Raw genomic sequence first — 19,853 nt, forward strand, 5'->3', positions numbered from 1 at the left:
GTTTGCCTCGCCTCCATAGCGGCAGCGTACAAACCTCTCTAAATCCTTTTCACCAAACAGAATGTATGGAAAGGATTTAACCCCTGATTTTTTCAACGACACCAATCGGTGACAAATCGATAAAACAATCTGCCGGCTTCCGGTGCAAAAAAATGCATCTTTTTCTTAAAAAAGACGCACGAACTATATCATGTGTATCTAGTCCCCATTTAAGACTACATATAGTAAATTTTCTATAAACACATAAGTTTTACACAACGTTTTGTGAACGTTTTTATGTGCACAAAACAACAAAAATGCGAGCCATAAATGCTCGCAATTATACCTGTTGACTGCACACAAAATTACGCATGATTACAAATCTGGAACGTGGTGCATTTTTCAATGCATCATCATTTCAGCATAAAAGAACAAAACAGATTTGACGTCAAGGCGTCGTTTGTTCAAATCTTGAAACAACTAGATGTAGTAGTCGTTCCGGTGGACAATGTGTGAATAGCGGGGACTATAAAATTCAGCGCTTTATTTTTCCGCAAAATACGTGACTGTATTTGGAGCGAATTATAAACGGGATAAAACGCCGAATTTAAAAAACGTTGATAGAACGATAGGATAGGGAAATTGAAAGAGCGAATCATTTAACCGGCGTAATTTTTTAGCCACGATTTCGTTAGCCGGATATTCTGCTCCATTAGCATGATGCACTCGTAAAAAGATGGTCTTAATGAGGGCGATAATCCAATAAAAGTTTTTTCAATTGCGGTTCGCCGACTCGGTGAGCCGCTTCTTCGGGGCTTACCCACTCAAAGATTCGTTGACCGCGTTCCGGCCACTTTTTTTCTTGATGTGAATAGAGAACCGCAAATACGTCGACCGTAAAATCTCCATTCTCTCCGCCCGGCATGTCGGTTTTTGTATATTGATAGGATCCGATCGAAGCCGTTTCGGCAATACCTCGCACGCCCGCTTCTTCATATGCTTCCTGAAGTGCCGCCTGTGACAACGTGCGTCCCGGCATTGGCCAACCTTTCGGTATAATCCAGCGTCCGGTACCTCTGCTCGTAATAACCAGAAATTCGACAGCTTTTTTTTGCAAACGATAAACCAAAGCACCAACTTGCAAAAAATGGTTGCCATCAACGACTATTTTTCTTTCTGCGGCAACGAGAGTACCATCGATTTCAGTTGATTGAGTCATATGTCTCCTTCTTTGAATTGAAGTGTCGTGAATTATCAATTTGGCTGTTCACGGGGCTTTAAAGCCCGTTTATGCATATAAACATAATCAAGTTTCCGCTGGAAAATACCATCAAAGTTGCATCGGATAAAGAAAGCTATCCGGTCTTATTTTACCGGCAATTATTTGAGCGAAGGGCAAAAACTTTTGGCAATCGCCCGAAACCCGTTTCCAGGATACATGCCTTCACGCATAAAAATATTTCTAAGAGGTGCGAAGTTTCGTAGTAGTTCGAGACCCGCACTGCGAATAAATTGGGCAGGTAACATATCGGAAAGAAGAGCTCTATTGAGTGCATGGACGGAACCGGTACGAACCCAGATATCGGTTTTGCGATATTTGTTATAATTCTCCATGACTTTATCGCTGCCGACGTCATGGCCGTCACTATCGATTGCTTTGACCATATTGATCGCATCGCGAACACCGAGATTTAATCCTTGTGCACCAATCGGGGGAAACACATGGGCAGCTTCACCGACAAGAATTGTCCGTTTTGTTGCAAACGACTTCGGTACGATACCCGATAATGGCCATGCCTGCGCTGGCGTAATGACTGTGACTTTACCAAGCATCGCTTGCATGCGTTCTTCAATCGCTCGCCCAAGAGCTTCTTTACCCAATCCAAGAATTCTGTTTGCCCGCTCGGGATTGAGGACCCAAACCAGACTTGAATTGTTTCCAGGCAACGGGACTTGTGTGAACGGACCATCCTCAGTGTGAAATTCTGTTGAAATATTATTGTGAGGAAACTCATGAGCAAAACTCAGTATGACGGCTGTTTGTGGATAGTTCCATTGACGGCAATCAATTCCCGCAGCAATGCGTGCCTTCGAGTTTCTCCCATCGGCTGCAACAACAACATTGACGACAAGTGATGAACCGTCATCAAGATTGATCGTTACATGATCATCGGAATTGACAATGGATTTTGCCGATTGATCCAGTCGCTTGATCAGTTTTGAGCTTGATACTGCATTATTAATTGCGTTGTTAAGCTCGACATTAGGCATATTATAGCCGAATGCTATTTCACCGATTTCGGAAGAGTGGAAACTTACGACCGGACTACGAATAAGTCTTTTTGTGCCATCAACGATTCGCATGGTTGAAAGCGCAGCAGCTTTATCCTGCAAATCTTTCCAAACGCCGAGCGAATCAAGAATTTTAATGGCGGGCATCATTAGCGCGGTGGTGCGAAGGTCATTCTTATTGGTATCAGGCCCGATGAGAAATGACCGATACCCTTTTTGTGCAGCTGCAAGAGCAGAAATCATGCCTGCCGGCCCTGCACCGATGATTGCTATTTTTGTATCATTTTCTTTTACCGGCGCTACTACCATAGCAAGACCTTTCTGATAGATTACATATTCAACCACCCGACGTTAAAGTTAGCACAATATGTGGATCAATCCAGCATTTACAAACAATTGTTTCAATTTTTGTTATCAGTGATAGAACGAGCCTAAAAATTTACACACAGATGTGATAACGAGATTTGACAAGAGGGACTATTTAACTTTGAAAAACAATCTTGCCGGCAAAATTAAGAGTGGTGCGGAAAAGTTACGGCATAAAAAAGTAACAATGCCGCAAGCAAGGGCATTTTCTGTTCATCTGCTCACCGCGTCGGGATCATTTCTGGCCTTTTTGTCGTTGGTCGCAGCTTCTGAAAAACAATGGACAGCAATGTTTGGCTGGCTCGGACTTGCATTGTTGGTCGACGGCATTGACGGTCCGATTGCACGTAAACTTCAAGTCAAATATGTTCTTCCCACATGGTCGGGCGAACTTCTGGACAATATTATCGATTATGTGACCTATGTTCTCATACCTGCATTCGCACTTTATCAAAGCGGCTTCATGGGGGAGGGACTTTCGTTCCTGTCGGGAGCTATCATTGTGGTATCTTCTGCAATTTACTATGCCGATACAGGTATGAAAACCAAAGAAAACTTTTTTAAAGGTTTTCCTGTTGTCTGGAATATGTTGATTTTTACGTTGTTTATCGTAAAACCCGGCGAATGGACTGCCTTTACCATTGTTGTGATTTCGGCTGTTATCTCGTTCCTGCCGATATATTTTCTACATCCCGTACGGGTAGCAAGATTGCGTCCGTTAAATCTCACGATTTTTCTTATATGGTGCGCATTGGGAATTATAGGCATCTGTTACAGGCTTGATGCACCCGATTGGGTAAAAATCGGTATGACAATTTCTGGTTTATATATTTATCTCATAGGGGCGGTTATGCAGCTATTTCCTCGTCTCGGCAGTCATGACGATCACGCCTAGAAATTTACCAAATATTAATTTTTAAGGGCGCCATCGACTCCTATTTGGCAAGGTTGATTGATTTTACAGTCAATAATGATTTAAATAACGGCAACCTATCAGTGTTCCTAAGGAGTTTTGGGCGATGCAACTTGATTTTGGTGGCGGGAGCGAGGTCACGTTCTTGAAAGAAGGTCGCGCAGGAATTGTACGGCTGACACGCCCCGATGCCTTGAACGCGCTGAGCCTCAACATGGTTGTGGCAATTGAAAAAGCTTTGCGAAGTTGGGAAACTGATGACGATGTTCTGTGTGTAATCGTAGAAGGCGAAGGTCGATCCTTCTGTTCGGGCGGTGATGTCGTTTACGCTTATAAGGAAGGCAAGGCGGGTCGTCCGGCTTATGATTATTTTTCAGCCGAATATAAGCTCGACAGTTATATCGGCCGTTTTCCGAAGCCATATATTGCGATCCTCGATGGTATATGTATGGGTGGAGGAGCTGGTATTTCAGTCCACGGTTCCCATCGCATAGTGACCGAAAATACGCTTTTTGCTATGCCGGAAAGCGCAATCGGTTTCTTCCCCGACGTTGGTGCGGGTGACTTTCTGTCGCGTTTGAATGGCCATTTCGGCATGTATATGGCTTTGACCGGAGCAAGGTGTAAATGGGGAGATTGCTTGCAAACCGGTTTGGCAACCCACGCAGTTTCTCAGGAAAATCTGGAAGATCTGCGCGCAAGTATTATTGAACAAGGCAATCCCCGTCCGGCGCTCGAAAAATATGCAGTTGAAGTCAACTACGAAACTTCTGCCGATTTGCGATCGTTGATAGCCGAGTGTTTCGGAACGGATTCGCTTGAAGCCTCTCTTAATCAATTAAAACAAAAAGCAGATGAGGGTAATGAATTTGCCAAGGAAACGCTGGACACTTTATTGAAGCGTTCTCCGACAAGTCTGGCGGTCATCTGGCGTTCAATGATGCAATGTAAGCCACTGGGCCTTGATGATTGTTTGAAAGTGGAAAACAGGGTTGCCCATCACATGATGGACAATCATGATTTTTACGAGGGCGTGCGGGCTGTTCTGATTGACAAAGACAATGATCCGCACTGGAAGCCCGACAGCTTGGCCGGTGTAACCGATGAAATTGTCGATTCATATTTTCAGCCGGTTGAGAAAGAATTGGAGATTTGATGGATAACCAGTTACGCCAAGTGGTTAAACCTGATCTGGTAGCATCGGCTTATTCAATTTTTCTTCATTGTCTTTCGATTGTGGCTCTGCTGTTTGCAATTTTTTATTGGATACGGCTTGTTGGCGTATTTCCCGGCGAGTTATGGCGTATTGACCGGATGCCATGGCTTTGGCAAGTTTTAACAGTTGTTCTTGCTGTTACTTATCCGATCGCGGCTCTTGGTTTATGGATGGGGTCGCTCTGGGGAATCATTTTGTGGTTTTTCGCGGCAATCACCGAATCTCTCGCTTTTACCCTCTATAGCTCCTATTTCATCCTGTTTCCGTGGCTCGCGATATTCCATTTTCTTGTCGCAATTCTTTTTGTCATGTTTCAAGTTATGCTTGTTCTCAAGAAAAACAAAAAAATACTATAGTTACATATTTTTAACGAGAAGCTCCCTATATATACCAGATGTTGAAGGTCGTTGTTTCTTTAGACATGATAAAGACACAAAATTGTATCAGTCTGGAAAAACACAATCATACTTCCATTGAATATTTTTTAGCATGACTGTCGATTTGCTATCGGCAAAGGCATGCCTGGAAAAATTGAGAATGACACATAAAAATATGACATCTGCCAAAAACTCGTTCATCGGCCGAAGGTTCTTTTTGCAATCATTGGCGACTGTAGCAGCTTTATCCTGTGCACCTCTGGTTGCCAAAGCAAATAATATGATGTTTGCCCAGTCAGGGAGAGCTCGCTGGGACGATCAATTTGATGCTGGTCCATCTGGTGGTGGAAAAGTTGCGTCAAACCAGCCGGTTTTGAGTTTTGCAACTGTGGAAGATACGCAACGGGCAATTGCCCAGTATGAAGATATCGTGAGCCGCGGTGGTTGGCAAAGGGTGCCGACCGAACAGGGGAAATTGCGAATTGGTGTAACGCATCCTGCGGTTATAGCACTTCGTCAGAGACTTGCAGCCTCGGGTGATCTTCAAAGCGGCGTCGGCATGTCTCAATCTTTCGATACTTATGTCGATGCCGCTGTTAAACGCTTTCAGGCCCGTCATGGTTTGCCGGCAGATGGTGTTACCGGTGATTCAACGTATAAATCGTTGAATGTCGATGCGCAGACCCGCCTTAACCAGTTGCATATCAATGTTGACCGTTTGAAACCGAAAGTAGACATGACATCGAAAGAACAACGTTTTGTCATGGTCAATATTCCGGCTGCCCAGATTGAAGCCGTTGAAAATGGTGTTGTTGTGCAACGTCATACTGCTGTTGTCGGCAAAATAGACCGGCAAACGCCTCTATTGGATTCAAAAATCAGCCAGATCATTCTCAATCCGTTTTGGACTGTGCCGAAGTCGATTATTCGCAAAGATATTATTCCGTTGATGCAGAAAAACCCGTCTTATCTTTCGGATAATAGTATCCACATATTCAACAGCCGTGGTGAGGAAGTCTCACCGGAAAGCATTGATTGGCATAGTGACGAAGCTGTAGGCATGATGTTCCGTCAGGATCCGGGCAAGATCAACGCGATGTCCTCTACAAAAATCAATTTTGCCAATCCTTATTCGGTTTATATGCACGATACGCCAATCCAGACGCTTTTTAACAGTTTGATGCGTTTTGATTCATCAGGTTGTATTCGCATTCAGAATATTCGGGATCTGAATGTCTGGATTTTGAAAAATACGCCGGGTTGGGATAGACAGCGTATGGAAGCCGTCATTGCTTCGCGGCAAAATACGCCAATCAACATTCCCGATCCGATTCCTCTTCATTTTGTATACATTTCTGCCTGGTCAACGGGAGAAGGGGTCGTCCAATTTCGTGATGACATTTATCACATGGACGGGTCATCCCAATTGGCACTTGATACAGCCGGTTGACAGAATTGTTTTGATAAAAAACCGCCTTTTTGGCGGTTTTATTTTGATTCTTTAAGGGGATAGTTACTCCTTCTGTTCTATCTGGATAATCATCGCTCTTTTACCAGTTGAACGGGAATGACAAGAGAAGCCGGAACGGACGAAAAATTCAAGTGTTTGAATCAGCAAAATATTATTTTGATTTTGCTGGCTACCGCATTTTGTTTTGTTCTGGCCGTCGCCTATTGTCTCTTGAAATCGGAGGTTTACGTCGCGACATTGGAATTTTCTGTCCAAAAAACAGACGGAACCTCTTTAGACGACAACACCCGAAATAAAATCACATCCTTATTGCTATCCAGTTCGGCTACCCGGCCAATGGAAAGTTTGTCGGACATAAAACATAATGGAAAAAATTTCGAACTATTCAGTCGTTCATTTTCTGTAAAAGAATACCGCGATTATATCGAGCTAAGCTTTGCTGATAAAAATCCGACTTATGCGCAATCATTTTTACAAAGACATTTTGATGACTTTCGGAATGATTTGTCAAAAGCTTTTCCGGATAAAACACAAAGTAAAATTGCTGCAATTCGCGAGAAGAGGAACAACCTTCTTCAGTCGGCTTTTGCTGATTTTGATCAATCATTCAAAAGTTCAAACCGACAGGAAACCAATTCCGAACTTTACGCTTCGCTTTTAAATGCAATAAATAATCGCATCGGCTTAGATGCATCAATCGAAGTCTTGAATGACTTGAAAATACACGACCAATCACCACTTGGGCTTGAATTTATCGCAAATGATCCTGCCGTTTTACGAACGACCGGCGAATTGGACAAATTGAACACAGACATAGCCCATATGGAAAACCGTTTGGGTAGCGTTCATCCTCAGATCAAAGCAATGAAGGCCGAACAAAACGAACTGAAGGATGAACTTGAAAATAACATAAATTTGGCGGTCAAACGGCTTTACACCGAAGCAAAACTTGCAACCAGAATTGAAAACAATTTGCGCGATGAATTGAAGTCGGCAGGCGAAGCGGGTCTTAAACCCGGTCATCACATTTTTGAGAGGTTTGAAAAACAGCTGAAGTCGATTTGGAATGATTACGACAAAACAATAGAAGCTTCGGGGCTCATGAACGGGCAGGCTATTGTGGTTAATAGCCACCCGATCAGAATCGAAAAACAAGCATTTTTTAGCCGTTTCGGGACACCGATATCTGTGTTCACAATTCTGGTCTTTTTGTTTCTGTCGGTCATCACGCTGTTGGTTAGAAAACGCTTAAAGATCGCTATCCATGATAGAAAAATTGATGAAAAGCCGGTAGTGCAGGAAGGAAATCGGCCGATTCCGGCCGAACAGGATCCGTCAACTGAATATAACCATTTTGAACCACAAGAATTGGTGGAACGTTTACTCGAGATCAATGCGCAAATTGTTTCTATCGTCGGTAATGATGCGGCACAATCATCTGCACGCCTATCAATGGGGTTAAAGAAAAACGCAGCAGCCATTCTGCTTGTCGATGTTTCAACCAATGAAATCGGGAACCTGATTGGTCCACACCGTGGTTTTACCGATGTGTTAACGGGTGACGCGGATATTTCGGACGTGATCTACAATGATTATGACACAGGCGTTGATATTCTGCCTCAGGGCATTGCAAGTCTGCTTCGGGCCAGGGACTTTTCAAGAGATATTCCCGCTATGTTGAAAGGCTTGAAGGAGAAGTATTCTTTCATTCTGATCGCGATGTCGAAAGTTCCGGAATTCGGTGTGGAAGAGCTATTCCGGCAGAGCGACTGCCTTGTTATTTCTTCGGATGAAATAAAAGATCAAGAAAACTGGCGCAATTTATTTTCCGAATATTCCGTTCTGCCGGTTTTCACGCTTGTCGATAGTTGATAAAGACGGAAGACGCGACGGCTTGTCGCGGTCAACACCCTTGTTTTCTTGGAAACATTGCTGCACCAATAGAAAAAAGAACCGGAAAATACCGGCGCATATTGTAAAGTGAAAGCGTCTCGTTATGACAATGACTGCAATTGATGAAACCGTGCCTAATGCCAGACAGGCGCGCAATCGCAAGATGATACAGATTTGGCTATATGCTGTTCTCATTCTGTGTTTGGCGATTGTCATTGTCGGAGGTGCCACACGTTTAACCGGCTCGGGTCTGTCAATTACTGAATGGAAACCCGTGCATGGTGTCATTCCGCCAATCGGAGAAGCCGAATGGCAGGATGAATTCGAAAAATACCAACAGATTGCCCAATATAAAGTGGTCAATCAGGGAATGACCCTTTCTCAATTCAAAGGAATATTCTGGTGGGAATGGGCGCATCGTCTATTGGCGCGTCTCGTCGGTGTCATCGCATTATTCGGTCTTATCTGGTTCTGGGCAACAAAGCGGATAGAAAAAACATTCCTTCCCCAGCTTATTGCCGTCCCCGTCATTATTGCTATTCAGGGGGCGATCGGTTGGTGGATGGTTGCCTCTGGTCTGGGAGCCAGTGATTTGACAAGTGTGAGCCAGTATCGCTTGGCAATTCACCTTGTTACTGCATGTATCGTTGTGATTTTTGTTACCTATGTTTCAAGAGGACTTGCCGATTATAGCGACAAACCTGCCAATCGAAGCATCCAGAAGTTTGCCGGTTGGCTTGTTGTGATGGTGTTGGTGCAGATTTATCTTGGTGCTCTCGTTGCAGGTTTACATGCTGGCAAAGTTTATAACACTTGGCCGCTGATGGATGGACAACTGGTTCCGGAAGGTTTGCTTGCCGATCAGCCCACATGGCGTAACTTTTTCGAAAACCGTCTCACTGTGCAATTTGTTCACCGTTGTTTTGCCTATCTTTTATTGCTGGCAGCACTTGTCCACGCTCTCAAAGTTGAAAAGCTCGCTTCCGGAACAACTCATGCAAGGCGTGCAATGCTTTTACTCTTGGCAATTGTAGTACAGGCAATCTTCGGCATTATCACACTATTGCTTGAAGCACCGATAAGCTGGGGATTGATACATCAGGGTGTAGCGCTTTTGGTGTTGGTTTTCGCAGTTGCACATTGGCGTGCTACAAAAGGTGCCTATCCTGTTGAAAAAGCATCAAAAAAGCTTTTAGACGAGAATTGATAACCGGTCGGTATAACCGACCTGTCACGTTGAAAACCGAACCGGCCAGTAATCTAACCGGTCTTTCGTCAGGTTATTACCAGCTTTTTCAATCTTTACGGTTCTTGCCGATCATCAGGTCAAGATTTTGAACGGCCGCTCCAGAGGCACCTTTACCCAAATTATCGAGTACGGCACAGATATTGAAGAGACCATTTTTTTCGTCACCAAACACGAATATCTTCAATTCGTCTGTATTGGCGAGCAATTCGGCATCTAACCTTGCCAAACGGCTATTTTCTTCTTCACTTGCAACTTTCACGAATTTGCTTTCGTGATAATGAGCGTTAAAAATAGAGCGCAGATCAGTAAGCGAAACAGTTTTCTCGAGCAATTTATTGTGCAACGGAATGTTCACGATCATGCCTTGGGGAAATCGCCCGACGCTTGGTACGAAGATTGGCGATTGTGCCAGTTTCCCATGGACGCGAATTTCGGGCACATGTTTGTGCCTAAGGTTCAGACCATAGATGAAATAGTTTGCAGTAATACGGTCTTCACGAGATTGATCTTCCATTTGTCCAATCATTTTTTTGCCGCCACCGGTGTAGCCCGACACTGCATTGATCGAAACAGGAAAGTCTTCCGCCATGATACCCGCTTCACGTAACGGCCTGATAATGCTTAAAGCTCCTGTCGGATAACAACCGGGATTAGCAACGAATTGCGCGGCTTCTATCCTCTCCGACTGACCTTTCGTCAATTCGGCAAATCCATAGACCCATTGAGGAGAAATGCGGTGAGCAGTCGAACTGTCAATAATTCGCAGTTTTTTATTGTTGGCGATGCTTTTTACCGTCTCGATTGCAGCATCATCCGGCAAACATAAAATTGCAATATCGGCAGCATTCAGCCGCTCAAGACGGGCGGTCTCATTGTGGCGGTCTTCCGCGGAAATCGAAAGAACTTCAAGATCGTTTCGTGATGCCAGACGTTTTCTGATCTGTAAACCGGTTGTGCCGTGTTCTCCATCAATAAAGACTTTTGTCCGCATTATCTTATGCCTATCGTTGGAATGTAGATTTTATCAAAAAATTGAATGCTTTTCGTTGTGAAAAAGCCAGAGAAAGAGAAGCCATGTAATCCGAAAAGGAAAGCGTTATTCTGCATGACCGCACAAAAAAATAAAGTTTTTTTTATGATGTCACAAAACTTAATAAAACAACGCAGGAGGAAGAGTTACAGGTTTTTCAGGCTTAGTCCGTTTCATTGGTAAATTTAAATTGGTTAAAACCGACTTTTTTCTGAAGATTTTTTCTGAGTTGTTGGCTATTCTATTGAAAGCGTTTAACATATCGCAACGCTGTGATAATCAATGAGCGGCTATTTTTTCTTTGATAGGACCTTTTTTCCCATGAGTGACCAACTGGATGCGACGCAAAAGCGTTTTTTTAATGACGATCTTGAAACAACTGATTCTGAAGTTTTTGATGCTATTCGCGGCGAGCTTTCCCGACAGCGTAATGAAATCGAATTGATTGCATCGGAAAATATCGTATCACGTGCTGTGCTTGAAGCACAAGGATCGGTTCTTACCAATAAATATGCCGAAGGTTATCCGGGAAAACGCTATTATGGCGGTTGCCAATATGTTGATGTTGTTGAAAATTTGGCGATCGAGCGTGCAAAGAAGTTGTTCGGTGCTGCATTTGCGAATGTGCAGCCGAATTCGGGCAGCCAAATGAATCAGGCAGTATTTTTCGCGCTGTTGAAACCCGGTGATACTTTCATGGGGCTCGATCTCAATTCCGGCGGGCATTTAACCCATGGCTCACCTGTCAATATGTCCGGCAAGTGGTTTCATGTCGTTTCTTATGGTGTGAGAAGGGATGACCAGCGAATAGATATGGATGAAGTCGCCCGTATCGCCCGCGAAAATAAACCCAAGCTTATACTTGCCGGCGGTACTGCCTATTCCCGTTTTTGGGATTGGAAACGGTTTCGCGAGATTGCCGATGAAGTTGGTGCTTATCTGATGGTTGATATGGCCCACATCGCAGGTCTTGTGGCCGGAGGTGTTCATCCCTCGCCAGTTCCTTACGCGCATGTTGTCACTTCGACGACCCATAAATCATTGCGCGGCCCACGCGGTGGCATGATTCTGACGAATGACGAAGAGATCGCAAAGAAGATTAATTCGGCTGTCTTCCCCGGTATACAGGGCGGACCGCTTATGCACGTTATTGCCGCGAAAGCTGTCGCATTCGGCGAAGCTTTGCGCCCGTCTTTCAAGACTTACGCAAAAAATGTTGTTGCCAATGCGAAAACATTGTCGGCCCGTTTGATAAAGAATGGCCTTGATATTGTTTCCGGTGGCACCGATAATCATTTAATGCTGGTTGATTTGCGCCCTAAAAATGCGACAGGGAAACGCGCTGAAAGTGCTTTGAGCAGGGCTCATATCACATGTAATAAAAATGGCATTCCGTTTGATCCGGAAAAACCGTTTGTTACATCGGGTGTAAGACTTGGTACACCGGCAGGAACAACACGCGGTTTTGGCGAAAAGGAATTTGATGAAATCGGTGAATTGATTTCGGAAGTTCTTGATGGTTTGAAGGCCGCAAATTCGGATGAGGGAAATGCTGCAGTAGAGGCACATGTACGTGAAAAGGTTCAAGCATTGACTGAACGTTTCCCGCTATATCCTTATCTTGGCTGATTATTTGAACGGAGTAAAAAATGCGGTGTCCTTACTGTCAATCTGAAGATACTCAGGTAAAGGACTCGCGTCCGGCCGAAGATGGTTCGGTTATCCGTCGCCGCCGCATATGTCCCGTATGCGGCGGGCGGTTTACTACTTTTGAACGTGTCCAGTTGCGGGAGTTGATGGTTACGAAGAAAAGCGGACGCCATGTCCCCTTTGACCGTGACAAACTGATGCGCTCGGTTGAAGTGGCGTTGCGCAAAAGAAATGTCGACCCTGAACGGGTCGAACGGGCAATATCCGGTATTGTCCGGCAGCTTGAGAGTTCGGGCGAGCCCGAGATACCATCCGAAGAGATAGGGCGCCTCGTCATGGAAGCATTGAAAGGCATTGATGACATCGCCTATATCCGTTTTGCGTCCGTCTATCGCAATTTTCGTAATGCCAGTGATTTTCACGATGTAATTGACGAGCTGTCAGATCGTAATGGCGAAAAAGAAAACACCAATAATGGCTGACGACAATACCGACCGTCGCTTTATGGCCGCGGCCATCCGTCTGGCTCATCGGCATATTGGTGAAACTGCCGAAAATCCTTCCGTTGGTGCACTTATCGTAAGCTGTGACGGCAAAACGATCATAGGTCACGGAGTGACAGCAATTGGCGGCCGGCCACATGCAGAAACGCAAGCGTTACAAATGGCGGGTGAGAATGCACGTGGCAGCACAGTCTATGTGACACTTGAGCCCTGTTCGCATTATGGGAAAACTCCGCCATGTGCAAATGCACTGATAAAAGCTGGCGTCAAACGCGTTGTCATTTCACTTTGTGATCCTGATAAAAGAGTTTCCGGACGCGGCATCAAAATGTTGGAGGATGCCGGCATTATTGTCGAAACAGGGCTGTTGGCGGACTATGCTTTTGAGGGATTAAGCGCTTATTTGGCAAACAGGAAACTTTCCCGCCCTGAAGTAACACTAAAAATGGCAATCTCTGCAGATGGTGGTATCGGGCTTTTAGGCAAACGGAAGGTTTCGATCAGCAATGGAATATCGCATTCTGTCAGTCATATGATGCGTGCGGAAAACGATGCTATTATGGTTGGAAGCAACACAGTTATAACGGATGATCCGGAACTTGATTGCCGATTGCCGGGATTGGAAAAACGTTCGCCGGTACGCGTGGTTGTTGATCGGAGGCTTGCAATCGACGGCAACTGTCGAGTGGTTGAAACAGCAAGGTTTTTGCCAACTTGGGTGATTGTCGGCAAAAAGGCTGATCAAACAAAAATAGCAGCGTTCGAGAAAAAAGGCGTAAATATCTTTGTGCTAGATGACAGCAACGGCTTGATAGCGCCGAAAGATATTCTTGCGGTCTTGTTTGATAATCATATTTCAAGCATTCTGCTTGAGGGGGGCACTCGACTTGCGTGTACCTTTCTGGATAAGCAGTACGTTGACAAAATCGTCCTTTTCCGTTCAACAATTGAATTGGGCAAGAATAGAATTCCCGCACCGGATTTTGAAAAATATCTCGGTCATTTTGACAAGGTCAACAAGGCCAGATTTGGCGAAGACATATATAACGAATGGAGATACCATCCTCAATGTTTACTGGAATAGTGACAGATATAGGAAAAATAGCCGGGATTGAACCTCTTAACGAAGGTTTACGACTAAAGATCGCGAACCATTACGATATAAACTCGATTGATATCGGAGCTTCTATCGCATGTTCCGGCATATGTCTGACTGTCGTAGAAAAATCCGACGACGCAAAAAATATGCAGTGGTTTGCAGTCGAAGCCTGGGAAGAGGCATTAAGGCTCACCAATATTTCAAGCTGGAAAGTTGGACGGCATATCAATCTCGAACGGTCTTTGAAACTTGGCGACGAAATGGGTGGCCATCTTGTTTCCGGTCATGTTGACGGTTTGGCGGAAATAACCGACATAACCGATGAGGGGGACGCCAGACGTTTCAAACTCGAGACGCCTCGGGAATTATCTCCTTTTATAGCGCGTAAAGGGTCGGTTGCACTGGATGGGACGTCGTTGACGGTCAATGCTGTCAAAGACAACATCTTTGATGTTCTGATTATTCGTCATACGCTCAACGTAACAACTTGGGGAGAACGTAAGAGGGGTGATCGTGTCAACCTCGAAATCGATCAGCTTGCGCGTTATGCGGCGCGTCTTTCCGAATTCAACAGGTAAGCTGAAAATAAATATTTTTTCACTGCGGCATCTTAAGTCTTCAAATAACGTTCCAATGAAATCATTTTAGGAAAAGCAGCTTTCGCATTTTTGAAAACTGTTCTAAAGGGAATGATATTGGCTCAACCATTATTTTTATAATGGGCTTTGAGGGACATAGAGTGTCAACCCTATTATTGAGTTATAGGATCAGATTATGACAAAGAAAAATGTGAAGAAGGCTCGTTTACTCATTGTAGAAGCCCGTTTTTATGATGAAATTTCCAACGCCTTGTTGAAAGGTGCAACAGAAACACTGAAAGCGGCAAATGCAGATTTTGATGTTGTAACTGTTCCGGGCGCATTGGAAATTCCGGCTGCTATTGCTTTTGCCGAAAAAAGTGAAAGAAAATATGACGGCTATGTCGCATTGGGATGCGTCATCAGGGGCGAAACATATCATTTCGAGATTGTGTCCAACGAATCATGCCGTGGTATTGCTGATCTGAGCGTGCGCAAACGGCTGGCTATCGGCAATGGTATTATAACCGTTGAAAACGAGAAACAGGCTTGGGCTCGCGCGTTGCCGGATAAAAAGAATAAAGGTGGTTTTGCTGCCGAGGCAGCGCTACATATGATAGCGCTTAAAGCCAAGTTCGGAGCAAATCGTTGAGTAATACTTCTGCCAATAATCATAATGGGTCGCGCCGTGCCAATAAACGTGGCGCGGCACGTTTGGCTGCTGTTCAGGCGCTTTATCAGATGGACGTTGCCGGCACCGGAATTTTGGAAATAACATCGGAATACGAGACTTATCGATTAGGACAGGAAGTCGATGGCGAGCAATATCTTGAAGCCGATCCACAATGGTTCCGCGCAATTATAGCAGGTGTATTGGATGAACAACGGCTACTTGATCCGATGATCCGCCAGCTTTTGCCCGAGGATTGGCCACTGTCACGTATTGACTCGACTTTGCGTGCTATATTGCGGGCGGGCGCTTGGGAAATAAAAAATCGTAAAGATGTACCGATCGCAGTTGCAATAAGCGAGTATGTGGATATTGCCAAAGCATTTTTCGACGGTGAAGAGCCGAGAATGGTTAATGCTGTTCTTGATAAAATGGCAAAAGAATTGCGCAACTAATAAAGTTGCAAAAGCTGAAATTGCATTCGATATTTTAAAAAAGCTCTATCGAAAGATAGAGCTTTTATTTTTATCTGATGTTTTTCGGTCTTCAGTAATTGTAACGAAAGCCTTATTTTCTTGTCAAAAACAGCTTTCCGGGTAGGAAATTTTACCTGCCCGTTTGAGGCAATTGCGGCACGCCTTTCGAGCCTTTGATGAGCTGTGACAGGAATGATTGGTCGTGACCACCCGTTGGTGTAGTCTGCGAAATGCTGTCGAAGACCTTTCCATCCTGCAAGCCGTAATTTGCAATTCGTTCAACCTGTCCGTTCTTGTTGAAATAGATAGCAAGTATCTTACGATCAACAATTTTAGGCTTCATGAATTGCGCACCGCGATAACGCGTTTGCGAAATATAATAAAAAACCTCGTTGTCATACATCGCGGTCATAGATGGCGAACCAAGAGCAAGTAACACCTGATCGCGACTTGAGCCAACTGGCACGGAAGCAAGTGCCGACTCGTCGAGTACATAGCCTTCGTTATAGGTTTGGCTTGTCTTGAGTAAATCATGAGACTTACAGCCACTCATTGTAAATGCAGTTGCAGCCATTAAACCGATAAGTAACCCATGCTTAGCTCGGGTTTTAATGCGGATCGTGTGAAACAATGACATCTCCATCTAACGCATGGCAGGGAATTATTATTTTTCAATCTTTTTGCCTAAACCACCTTAAAGCCGTTTGCAATAGATTGCATCGTTGCCAAGTTGCAATTATTAACAATGACTATGTTAAAATGTCGGAGCTTTTGATGCGTTTCAAGTGCGGAACTTGGTGCCAAAAGTGGTAAATTGCACGGACAACCGACCCGACAAAGGCAGTCGAATTACAATACGAGGCGCATTATGCACAATAATGACCACACAAGCGACAATGAACAACATATAATGAAGTTTGCAATCCATTATCCGGTTAATGTCCGTTCACTTCCGGTAAAGGGCGTGCGAATAAAAATCGAAGCTGATGAAAAAGAACGGCTAAAGCTGAAAGAAAATCATGGTCTTTTAGGTGTAGATTCTTTTCGTGCCGATGTTCACATCAGTCCATGGAAAAAACGTGGTGTGCGCGTCAAAGGCAAATTCGAGGCGGAAGTCGTGCAAGCCTGTGTCGTAACGCTTGAACCACTTCACAAGCATGTCGAGGAAGAAGTTGAGTCTGTATTTGTTCCCGAAGGATCAAAGCTTGTAAAATATGAAGAGCTTGAAAATACCGGAGAAGTTTTTGTCGATGCCGAAGGACCGGATACACCGGAAGTATTTCATGGCGACACAATAGATGTAGGTGCATTTCTTGAGGAGTTTTTCGAACTTTCATTAGACCCCTATCCACGAAAAGAAGGGGTTCATGGCGATTACATTGAAGATATGGAAAAAGAAGAGGAGCAGTCATCGCCATTTGCCGTTTTGAAACAATTGAAATGACCAACGCCACCAAAAAAACGATTTTTATAGTTGTATAATGGCTTAAAACCGGTATTTTCGGCATAAAGTTTCACGAAGCATCGTCCTGAAACGATGCTTTTCTATATAAAATCAGAAACTAATAGGACATTTAAGAGTGATCAGAATTTCTGTGGATGCAATGGGCGGCGATTTTGGCCCGGAGATCACAATTGCCGGTGCAGCAATTGCGCAGAAACGTTTTCCTGAAATACGTTTTATTTTTTACGGTGTTGCAAGTGCAGTAGAACCAGTCTTGAAGCGCTATCCGGAACTTGCTTCCGCTTCGACATTCATTGCAACCGAAACCTATACCCGTATGGACGAAAAACCCAGCCAGGCGTTGCGGAACGGCCGTGGAAAATCATCTATGTGGAAAGCGATTGAAGCTGTAAAAAACGGTGAGGCAGACGCGTGCGTGTCAGCCGGTAACACCGGTGCGTTGATGGCAATGTCCTATTTTTGTTTAAGAATGATGGAAGAGGCCGATCGTCCCGGTATTGCAGGCGTATGGCCAACATTACGCGGTGAAAGTATTGTCCTTGATATCGGCGCTACAATCGGTGCTTCGTCAGATCAGCTTGTTGATCTTGCTGTGATGGGGGCCGGCATGTTCCGTGCACTATATAATGTCAAACGTCCAACTGTCGGATTGCTCAACATAGGCGTTGAAGAGGTCAAAGGTCTTGATGAAATCAAGCAAGCAGGCATGATGTTGCGGGAAATCGGGCTGGATGGATTGGAATATAAGGGATTTGTCGAAGGCAATGATATCGGAAAGGGTACTGTGGATGTCGTTGTTACCGAAGGATTTTCGGGCAATATCGCATTGAAGGCGGCAGAAGGGACAGCCCGCCAGATGGCACAGATTTTACGCGAGGCAATGTCGAGTTCGTGGTTGACAAAACTGGGTTACCTTTTTTCAATAAGTGCTTTCCGTCAGCTCAAACAGAAAATGGATCCGGGGCGTGTGAATGGTGGTGTACTGCTCGGACTTAACGGGGTTGTTATCAAAAGTCATGGCGGAACCGATGCGGATGGGTTTGCTTCTGCTTTACGGGTGGGCTATGAAATGGTTAACAATAAACTTCTCGAGAAAATCGCAGCCGATTTGAGGCATTTTCACGATAAAAAACCCGAGCTTCTTGAGCGTGGCACCCATGCAGGGCATGATTGAGAACGCAATTATACGTATGAACGACTGAATATTGATTCGCTGGTTGAGGATAGAACTGAATGATTCGATCTGCCATATGTGGCATAGGAAGTGCGCTGCCGAAAAAGAAAATGTTAAACAGCGAACTTGAAGGCATTGTCGAGACATCCGATGCATGGATCGTTCAACGGACAGGGATTCGCCAGCGTTATATAGCCGGAAAAGATGAAACAACTGTTTCACTCGGTGCCGCGGCCGCCCGGGCAGCGCTTGATAATGCGGGGCTTACTGTTGCCGATATTGATTGTATAATTCTTGCAACTGCAACGCCTAACCATACATTTCCTGCTTCTGCTGTTGAAATACAGAATGCATTGGGAATGTCGCACGGTTTTGCTTTCGATGTGCAGGCTGTATGTTCAGGCTTCGTTTTTGCAATGACAACTGCCGATCTTTATTTGAAAGGCGGCATGGCAAAGCGAGTTCTTGTAATCGGTGCAGAAACTTTTTCTCGTATCCTTGACTGGAATGACCGTTCAACTTGCGTACTTTTCGGAGACGGGGCAGGGGCCGTTATTCTTGAAGCAGTAGAAAATCAGAGCGGTACCAACAGCGATCGTGGCATCCTTGCATGTAAACAACGTTCTGATGGCGCATATGTCGATAAGCTTTATGTTGATGGTGGTCCGTCGACGACGCAGACGACAGGCCATTTGCGAATGGAGGGACGCGAAGTATTCAAACACGCTGTAGGCATGATCACCGATGTGGTCGATGAGTGCTTTTCCGCAACCGGTATTTCTCCTTCGGAACTCGACTGGTTTGTGCCTCACCAGGCAAATAAACGCATCATTGATGCATCTGCCAAAAAGCTCGGTATTGCGGATCATAAAGTTGTCATTACAGTGGATCAACATGGCAATACATCGGCTGCGTCAGTGCCTTTGGCACTTGCGGTTGCTGTTAATGATGGTAGAATAAAAAAAGGTGATCTGGTCATGCTGGAGGCAATGGGCGGCGGATTCACATGGGGAGCTATTCTTATCCGCTGGTAACCTTACGGCAACTTGACCGGCAATGAATATTACGTATAAGTTTTTTAGCTTCAATTTTAAGAAGGCGATTGTTATGGCTGGTAACACAGTAACGCGTGCAGATTTGGCAGATGCCGTTTGCAGGAAAGTTGGCCTGTCACGTACAGAGTCGGCTTCGTTGGTTGAAATGATCCTTGATGAAGTTTGTGATGCAATTGTTAAGGGTGAAACTGTAAAATTATCTTCATTTGCAACTTTTCATGTTCGCAATAAAACAGAACGCATTGGCCGTAATCCGAAAACTGGTGAAGAAGTACCGATTTCACCCCGTCGCGTTATGACGTTCAAAGCATCGAATGTTTTGAAAAAAAAGATTTTGGATGGTCACCGTTCAAAGAAGTCCTGACCCGACACTATTGTTTTTCAGTTCTGTGAAAGT

Annotated in this window: 20 protein-coding genes; 16 read left to right on the forward strand and 4 right to left on the reverse strand. The window is 44.7% G+C overall.

Annotated features, from left to right (window positions below):
- Positions 1 to 721 precede the first annotated feature (721 nt).
- Both PEB0122_RS09435 and PEB0122_RS09440 read right to left on the reverse strand, forming a co-directional pair.
- Positions 722 to 1,198, reverse strand: a complete 477-nt coding sequence (locus PEB0122_RS09435) for an NUDIX hydrolase (RefSeq protein WP_075870805.1) — start codon at positions 1,196 to 1,198, stop codon at positions 722 to 724.
- 161 nt (positions 1,199 to 1,359) lie between these two features.
- Positions 1,360 to 2,580 carry a UbiH/UbiF family hydroxylase gene (locus tag PEB0122_RS09440; RefSeq protein WP_075917210.1) on the reverse strand — a complete coding sequence of 407 codons (1,221 nt, stop codon included), beginning with the start codon at positions 2,578 to 2,580 and terminating at the stop codon, positions 1,360 to 1,362.
- Between the two features lie 178 nt (positions 2,581 to 2,758).
- Between PEB0122_RS09440 and pcsA the strand changes: the two genes are divergently transcribed.
- From pcsA to PEB0122_RS09470, 6 genes are all read left to right on the forward strand, one after another.
- Positions 2,759 to 3,532 (forward strand): phosphatidylcholine synthase, encoded by a 774-nt coding sequence (gene pcsA / locus PEB0122_RS09445; RefSeq protein WP_075916957.1) that lies wholly within the window; start codon positions 2,759 to 2,761, stop codon positions 3,530 to 3,532.
- Between the two features lie 124 nt (positions 3,533 to 3,656).
- Complete coding sequence (locus tag PEB0122_RS09450) at positions 3,657 to 4,706, forward strand: enoyl-CoA hydratase/isomerase family protein (RefSeq protein ID WP_075916959.1); 1,050 nt, start codon at positions 3,657 to 3,659, stop codon at positions 4,704 to 4,706.
- Positions 4,706 to 5,122, forward strand: coding sequence for a DUF6163 family protein (locus PEB0122_RS09455; RefSeq protein ID WP_075870801.1), 417 nt, complete (start codon positions 4,706 to 4,708; stop codon positions 5,120 to 5,122). The genes PEB0122_RS09450 and PEB0122_RS09455 overlap by 1 nt, the downstream gene beginning before the upstream one ends.
- A 181-nt stretch (positions 5,123 to 5,303) precedes the next feature.
- Entirely contained in the window at positions 5,304 to 6,593 is a 1,290-nt protein-coding gene (locus tag PEB0122_RS09460) for a L,D-transpeptidase family protein (protein ID WP_083639864.1), read from the forward strand.
- A 357-nt stretch (positions 6,594 to 6,950) separates the two neighbouring features.
- Positions 6,951 to 8,486 carry a hypothetical protein gene (locus PEB0122_RS09465; RefSeq protein ID WP_143238831.1) on the forward strand — a complete coding sequence of 512 codons (1,536 nt, stop codon included), beginning with the start codon at positions 6,951 to 6,953 and terminating at the stop codon, positions 8,484 to 8,486.
- Between the two features lie 124 nt (positions 8,487 to 8,610).
- The gene (locus tag PEB0122_RS09470) at positions 8,611 to 9,714 is read left to right on the forward strand and encodes a COX15/CtaA family protein (protein ID WP_143238832.1); all 1,104 of its coding nucleotides are present in this window, start codon (positions 8,611 to 8,613) and stop codon (positions 9,712 to 9,714) included.
- Positions 9,715 to 9,802: 88 nt separating this feature from the next.
- Here PEB0122_RS09470 and argC read toward each other — a convergent pair whose 3' ends face one another.
- Positions 9,803 to 10,747, reverse strand: a complete 945-nt coding sequence (argC, locus tag PEB0122_RS09475; RefSeq protein ID WP_075916963.1) for an N-acetyl-gamma-glutamyl-phosphate reductase — start codon at positions 10,745 to 10,747, stop codon at positions 9,803 to 9,805.
- Positions 10,748 to 11,107: 360 nt separating this feature from the next.
- Between argC and glyA the strand changes: the two genes are divergently transcribed.
- The 6 genes from glyA (at position 11,108) to nusB (ending at position 15,741) form a co-directional block, all read left to right on the forward strand.
- The gene (glyA, locus tag PEB0122_RS09480; RefSeq protein ID WP_075870798.1) at positions 11,108 to 12,415 is read left to right on the forward strand and encodes a serine hydroxymethyltransferase; all 1,308 of its coding nucleotides are present in this window, start codon (positions 11,108 to 11,110) and stop codon (positions 12,413 to 12,415) included.
- 20 nt (positions 12,416 to 12,435) lie between these two features.
- Positions 12,436 to 12,918: a transcriptional regulator NrdR gene (gene nrdR / locus PEB0122_RS09485; RefSeq protein ID WP_075870797.1), complete on the forward strand. Its 483-nt coding sequence runs from the start codon at positions 12,436 to 12,438 to the stop codon at positions 12,916 to 12,918.
- A complete protein-coding gene (gene ribD / locus PEB0122_RS09490) occupies positions 12,911 to 14,023 on the forward strand; it encodes a bifunctional diaminohydroxyphosphoribosylaminopyrimidine deaminase/5-amino-6-(5-phosphoribosylamino)uracil reductase RibD (protein WP_075917212.1) in 1,113 nt (370 codons plus the stop codon). The genes nrdR and ribD overlap by 8 nt, the downstream gene beginning before the upstream one ends.
- Positions 14,008 to 14,616, forward strand: a complete 609-nt coding sequence (locus PEB0122_RS09495; protein WP_075916966.1) for a riboflavin synthase — start codon at positions 14,008 to 14,010, stop codon at positions 14,614 to 14,616. Before ribD ends, PEB0122_RS09495 begins: the two co-directional genes overlap by 16 nt.
- A 196-nt stretch (positions 14,617 to 14,812) precedes the next feature.
- On the forward strand, positions 14,813 to 15,268 hold the full coding sequence (locus tag PEB0122_RS09500) for a 6,7-dimethyl-8-ribityllumazine synthase (RefSeq protein WP_075916968.1): 456 nt from the start codon (positions 14,813 to 14,815) through the stop codon (positions 15,266 to 15,268).
- Positions 15,265 to 15,741, forward strand: a complete 477-nt coding sequence (nusB, locus tag PEB0122_RS09505; RefSeq protein WP_075870794.1) for a transcription antitermination factor NusB — start codon at positions 15,265 to 15,267, stop codon at positions 15,739 to 15,741. The genes PEB0122_RS09500 and nusB overlap by 4 nt, the downstream gene beginning before the upstream one ends.
- A gap of 151 nt (positions 15,742 to 15,892) precedes the next feature.
- Here the strand turns inward: nusB and PEB0122_RS09510 are convergent, their stop codons facing one another.
- The gene (locus PEB0122_RS09510; RefSeq protein WP_075916970.1) at positions 15,893 to 16,405 is read right to left on the reverse strand and encodes an outer membrane protein assembly factor BamE; all 513 of its coding nucleotides are present in this window, start codon (positions 16,403 to 16,405) and stop codon (positions 15,893 to 15,895) included.
- Positions 16,406 to 16,630: 225 nt separating this feature from the next.
- Between PEB0122_RS09510 and PEB0122_RS09515 the strand changes: the two genes are divergently transcribed.
- The 4 genes from PEB0122_RS09515 (at position 16,631) to PEB0122_RS09530 (ending at position 19,820) form a co-directional block, all read left to right on the forward strand.
- Positions 16,631 to 17,206, forward strand: a complete 576-nt coding sequence (locus PEB0122_RS09515; protein WP_075914364.1) for a YceD family protein — start codon at positions 16,631 to 16,633, stop codon at positions 17,204 to 17,206.
- 136 nt (positions 17,207 to 17,342) lie between these two features.
- The gene (plsX, locus tag PEB0122_RS09520) at positions 17,343 to 18,401 is read left to right on the forward strand and encodes a phosphate acyltransferase PlsX (protein WP_075914365.1); all 1,059 of its coding nucleotides are present in this window, start codon (positions 17,343 to 17,345) and stop codon (positions 18,399 to 18,401) included.
- 59 nt (positions 18,402 to 18,460) lie between these two features.
- Positions 18,461 to 19,435 carry a beta-ketoacyl-ACP synthase III gene (locus PEB0122_RS09525; protein ID WP_075914366.1) on the forward strand — a complete coding sequence of 325 codons (975 nt, stop codon included), beginning with the start codon at positions 18,461 to 18,463 and terminating at the stop codon, positions 19,433 to 19,435.
- Between the two features lie 73 nt (positions 19,436 to 19,508).
- Positions 19,509 to 19,820: an integration host factor subunit alpha gene (locus tag PEB0122_RS09530; protein ID WP_075870789.1), complete on the forward strand. Its 312-nt coding sequence runs from the start codon at positions 19,509 to 19,511 to the stop codon at positions 19,818 to 19,820.
- Positions 19,821 to 19,853: the final 33 nt, after the last annotated feature.

The sequence above is a fragment of the Ditibartonella apis genome (assembly GCF_001952075.1).
GTDB classification, from domain to species: Bacteria; Pseudomonadota; Alphaproteobacteria; order Rhizobiales; family Rhizobiaceae; genus Bartonella; species Bartonella apis.

Bases quoted from the DNA above. Each gene is read 5' to 3' on its own strand.
- PEB0122_RS09435 (WP_075870805.1), bottom strand. From the start codon at position 1,198: ATGACTCAATCAACTGAAATCGATGGTACTCTCGTTGCCGCAGAAAGA.
- PEB0122_RS09440 (WP_075917210.1), bottom strand. From the start codon at position 2,580: ATGGTAGTAGCGCCGGTAAAAGAAAATGATACAAAAATAGCAATCATC.
- PEB0122_RS09450 (WP_075916959.1), top strand. From the start codon at position 3,657: ATGCAACTTGATTTTGGTGGCGGGAGCGAGGTCACGTTCTTGAAAGAA.
- PEB0122_RS09455 (WP_075870801.1), top strand. From the start codon at position 4,706: ATGGATAACCAGTTACGCCAAGTGGTTAAACCTGATCTGGTAGCATCG.
- PEB0122_RS09460 (WP_083639864.1), top strand. From the start codon at position 5,304: ATGACACATAAAAATATGACATCTGCCAAAAACTCGTTCATCGGCCGA.
- PEB0122_RS09465 (WP_143238831.1), top strand. From the start codon at position 6,951: ATGGAAAGTTTGTCGGACATAAAACATAATGGAAAAAATTTCGAACTA.
- PEB0122_RS09470 (WP_143238832.1), top strand. From the start codon at position 8,611: ATGACAATGACTGCAATTGATGAAACCGTGCCTAATGCCAGACAGGCG.
- argC (WP_075916963.1), bottom strand. From the start codon at position 10,747: ATGCGGACAAAAGTCTTTATTGATGGAGAACACGGCACAACCGGTTTA.
- glyA (WP_075870798.1), top strand. From the start codon at position 11,108: ATGAGTGACCAACTGGATGCGACGCAAAAGCGTTTTTTTAATGACGAT.
- nrdR (WP_075870797.1), top strand. From the start codon at position 12,436: ATGCGGTGTCCTTACTGTCAATCTGAAGATACTCAGGTAAAGGACTCG.
- ribD (WP_075917212.1), top strand. From the start codon at position 12,911: ATGGCTGACGACAATACCGACCGTCGCTTTATGGCCGCGGCCATCCGT.
- PEB0122_RS09495 (WP_075916966.1), top strand. From the start codon at position 14,008: ATGTTTACTGGAATAGTGACAGATATAGGAAAAATAGCCGGGATTGAA.
- PEB0122_RS09500 (WP_075916968.1), top strand. From the start codon at position 14,813: ATGACAAAGAAAAATGTGAAGAAGGCTCGTTTACTCATTGTAGAAGCC.
- PEB0122_RS09510 (WP_075916970.1), bottom strand. From the start codon at position 16,405: ATGGAGATGTCATTGTTTCACACGATCCGCATTAAAACCCGAGCTAAG.
- PEB0122_RS09515 (WP_075914364.1), top strand. From the start codon at position 16,631: ATGCACAATAATGACCACACAAGCGACAATGAACAACATATAATGAAG.
- PEB0122_RS09525 (WP_075914366.1), top strand. From the start codon at position 18,461: ATGATTCGATCTGCCATATGTGGCATAGGAAGTGCGCTGCCGAAAAAG.
- PEB0122_RS09530 (WP_075870789.1), top strand. From the start codon at position 19,509: ATGGCTGGTAACACAGTAACGCGTGCAGATTTGGCAGATGCCGTTTGC.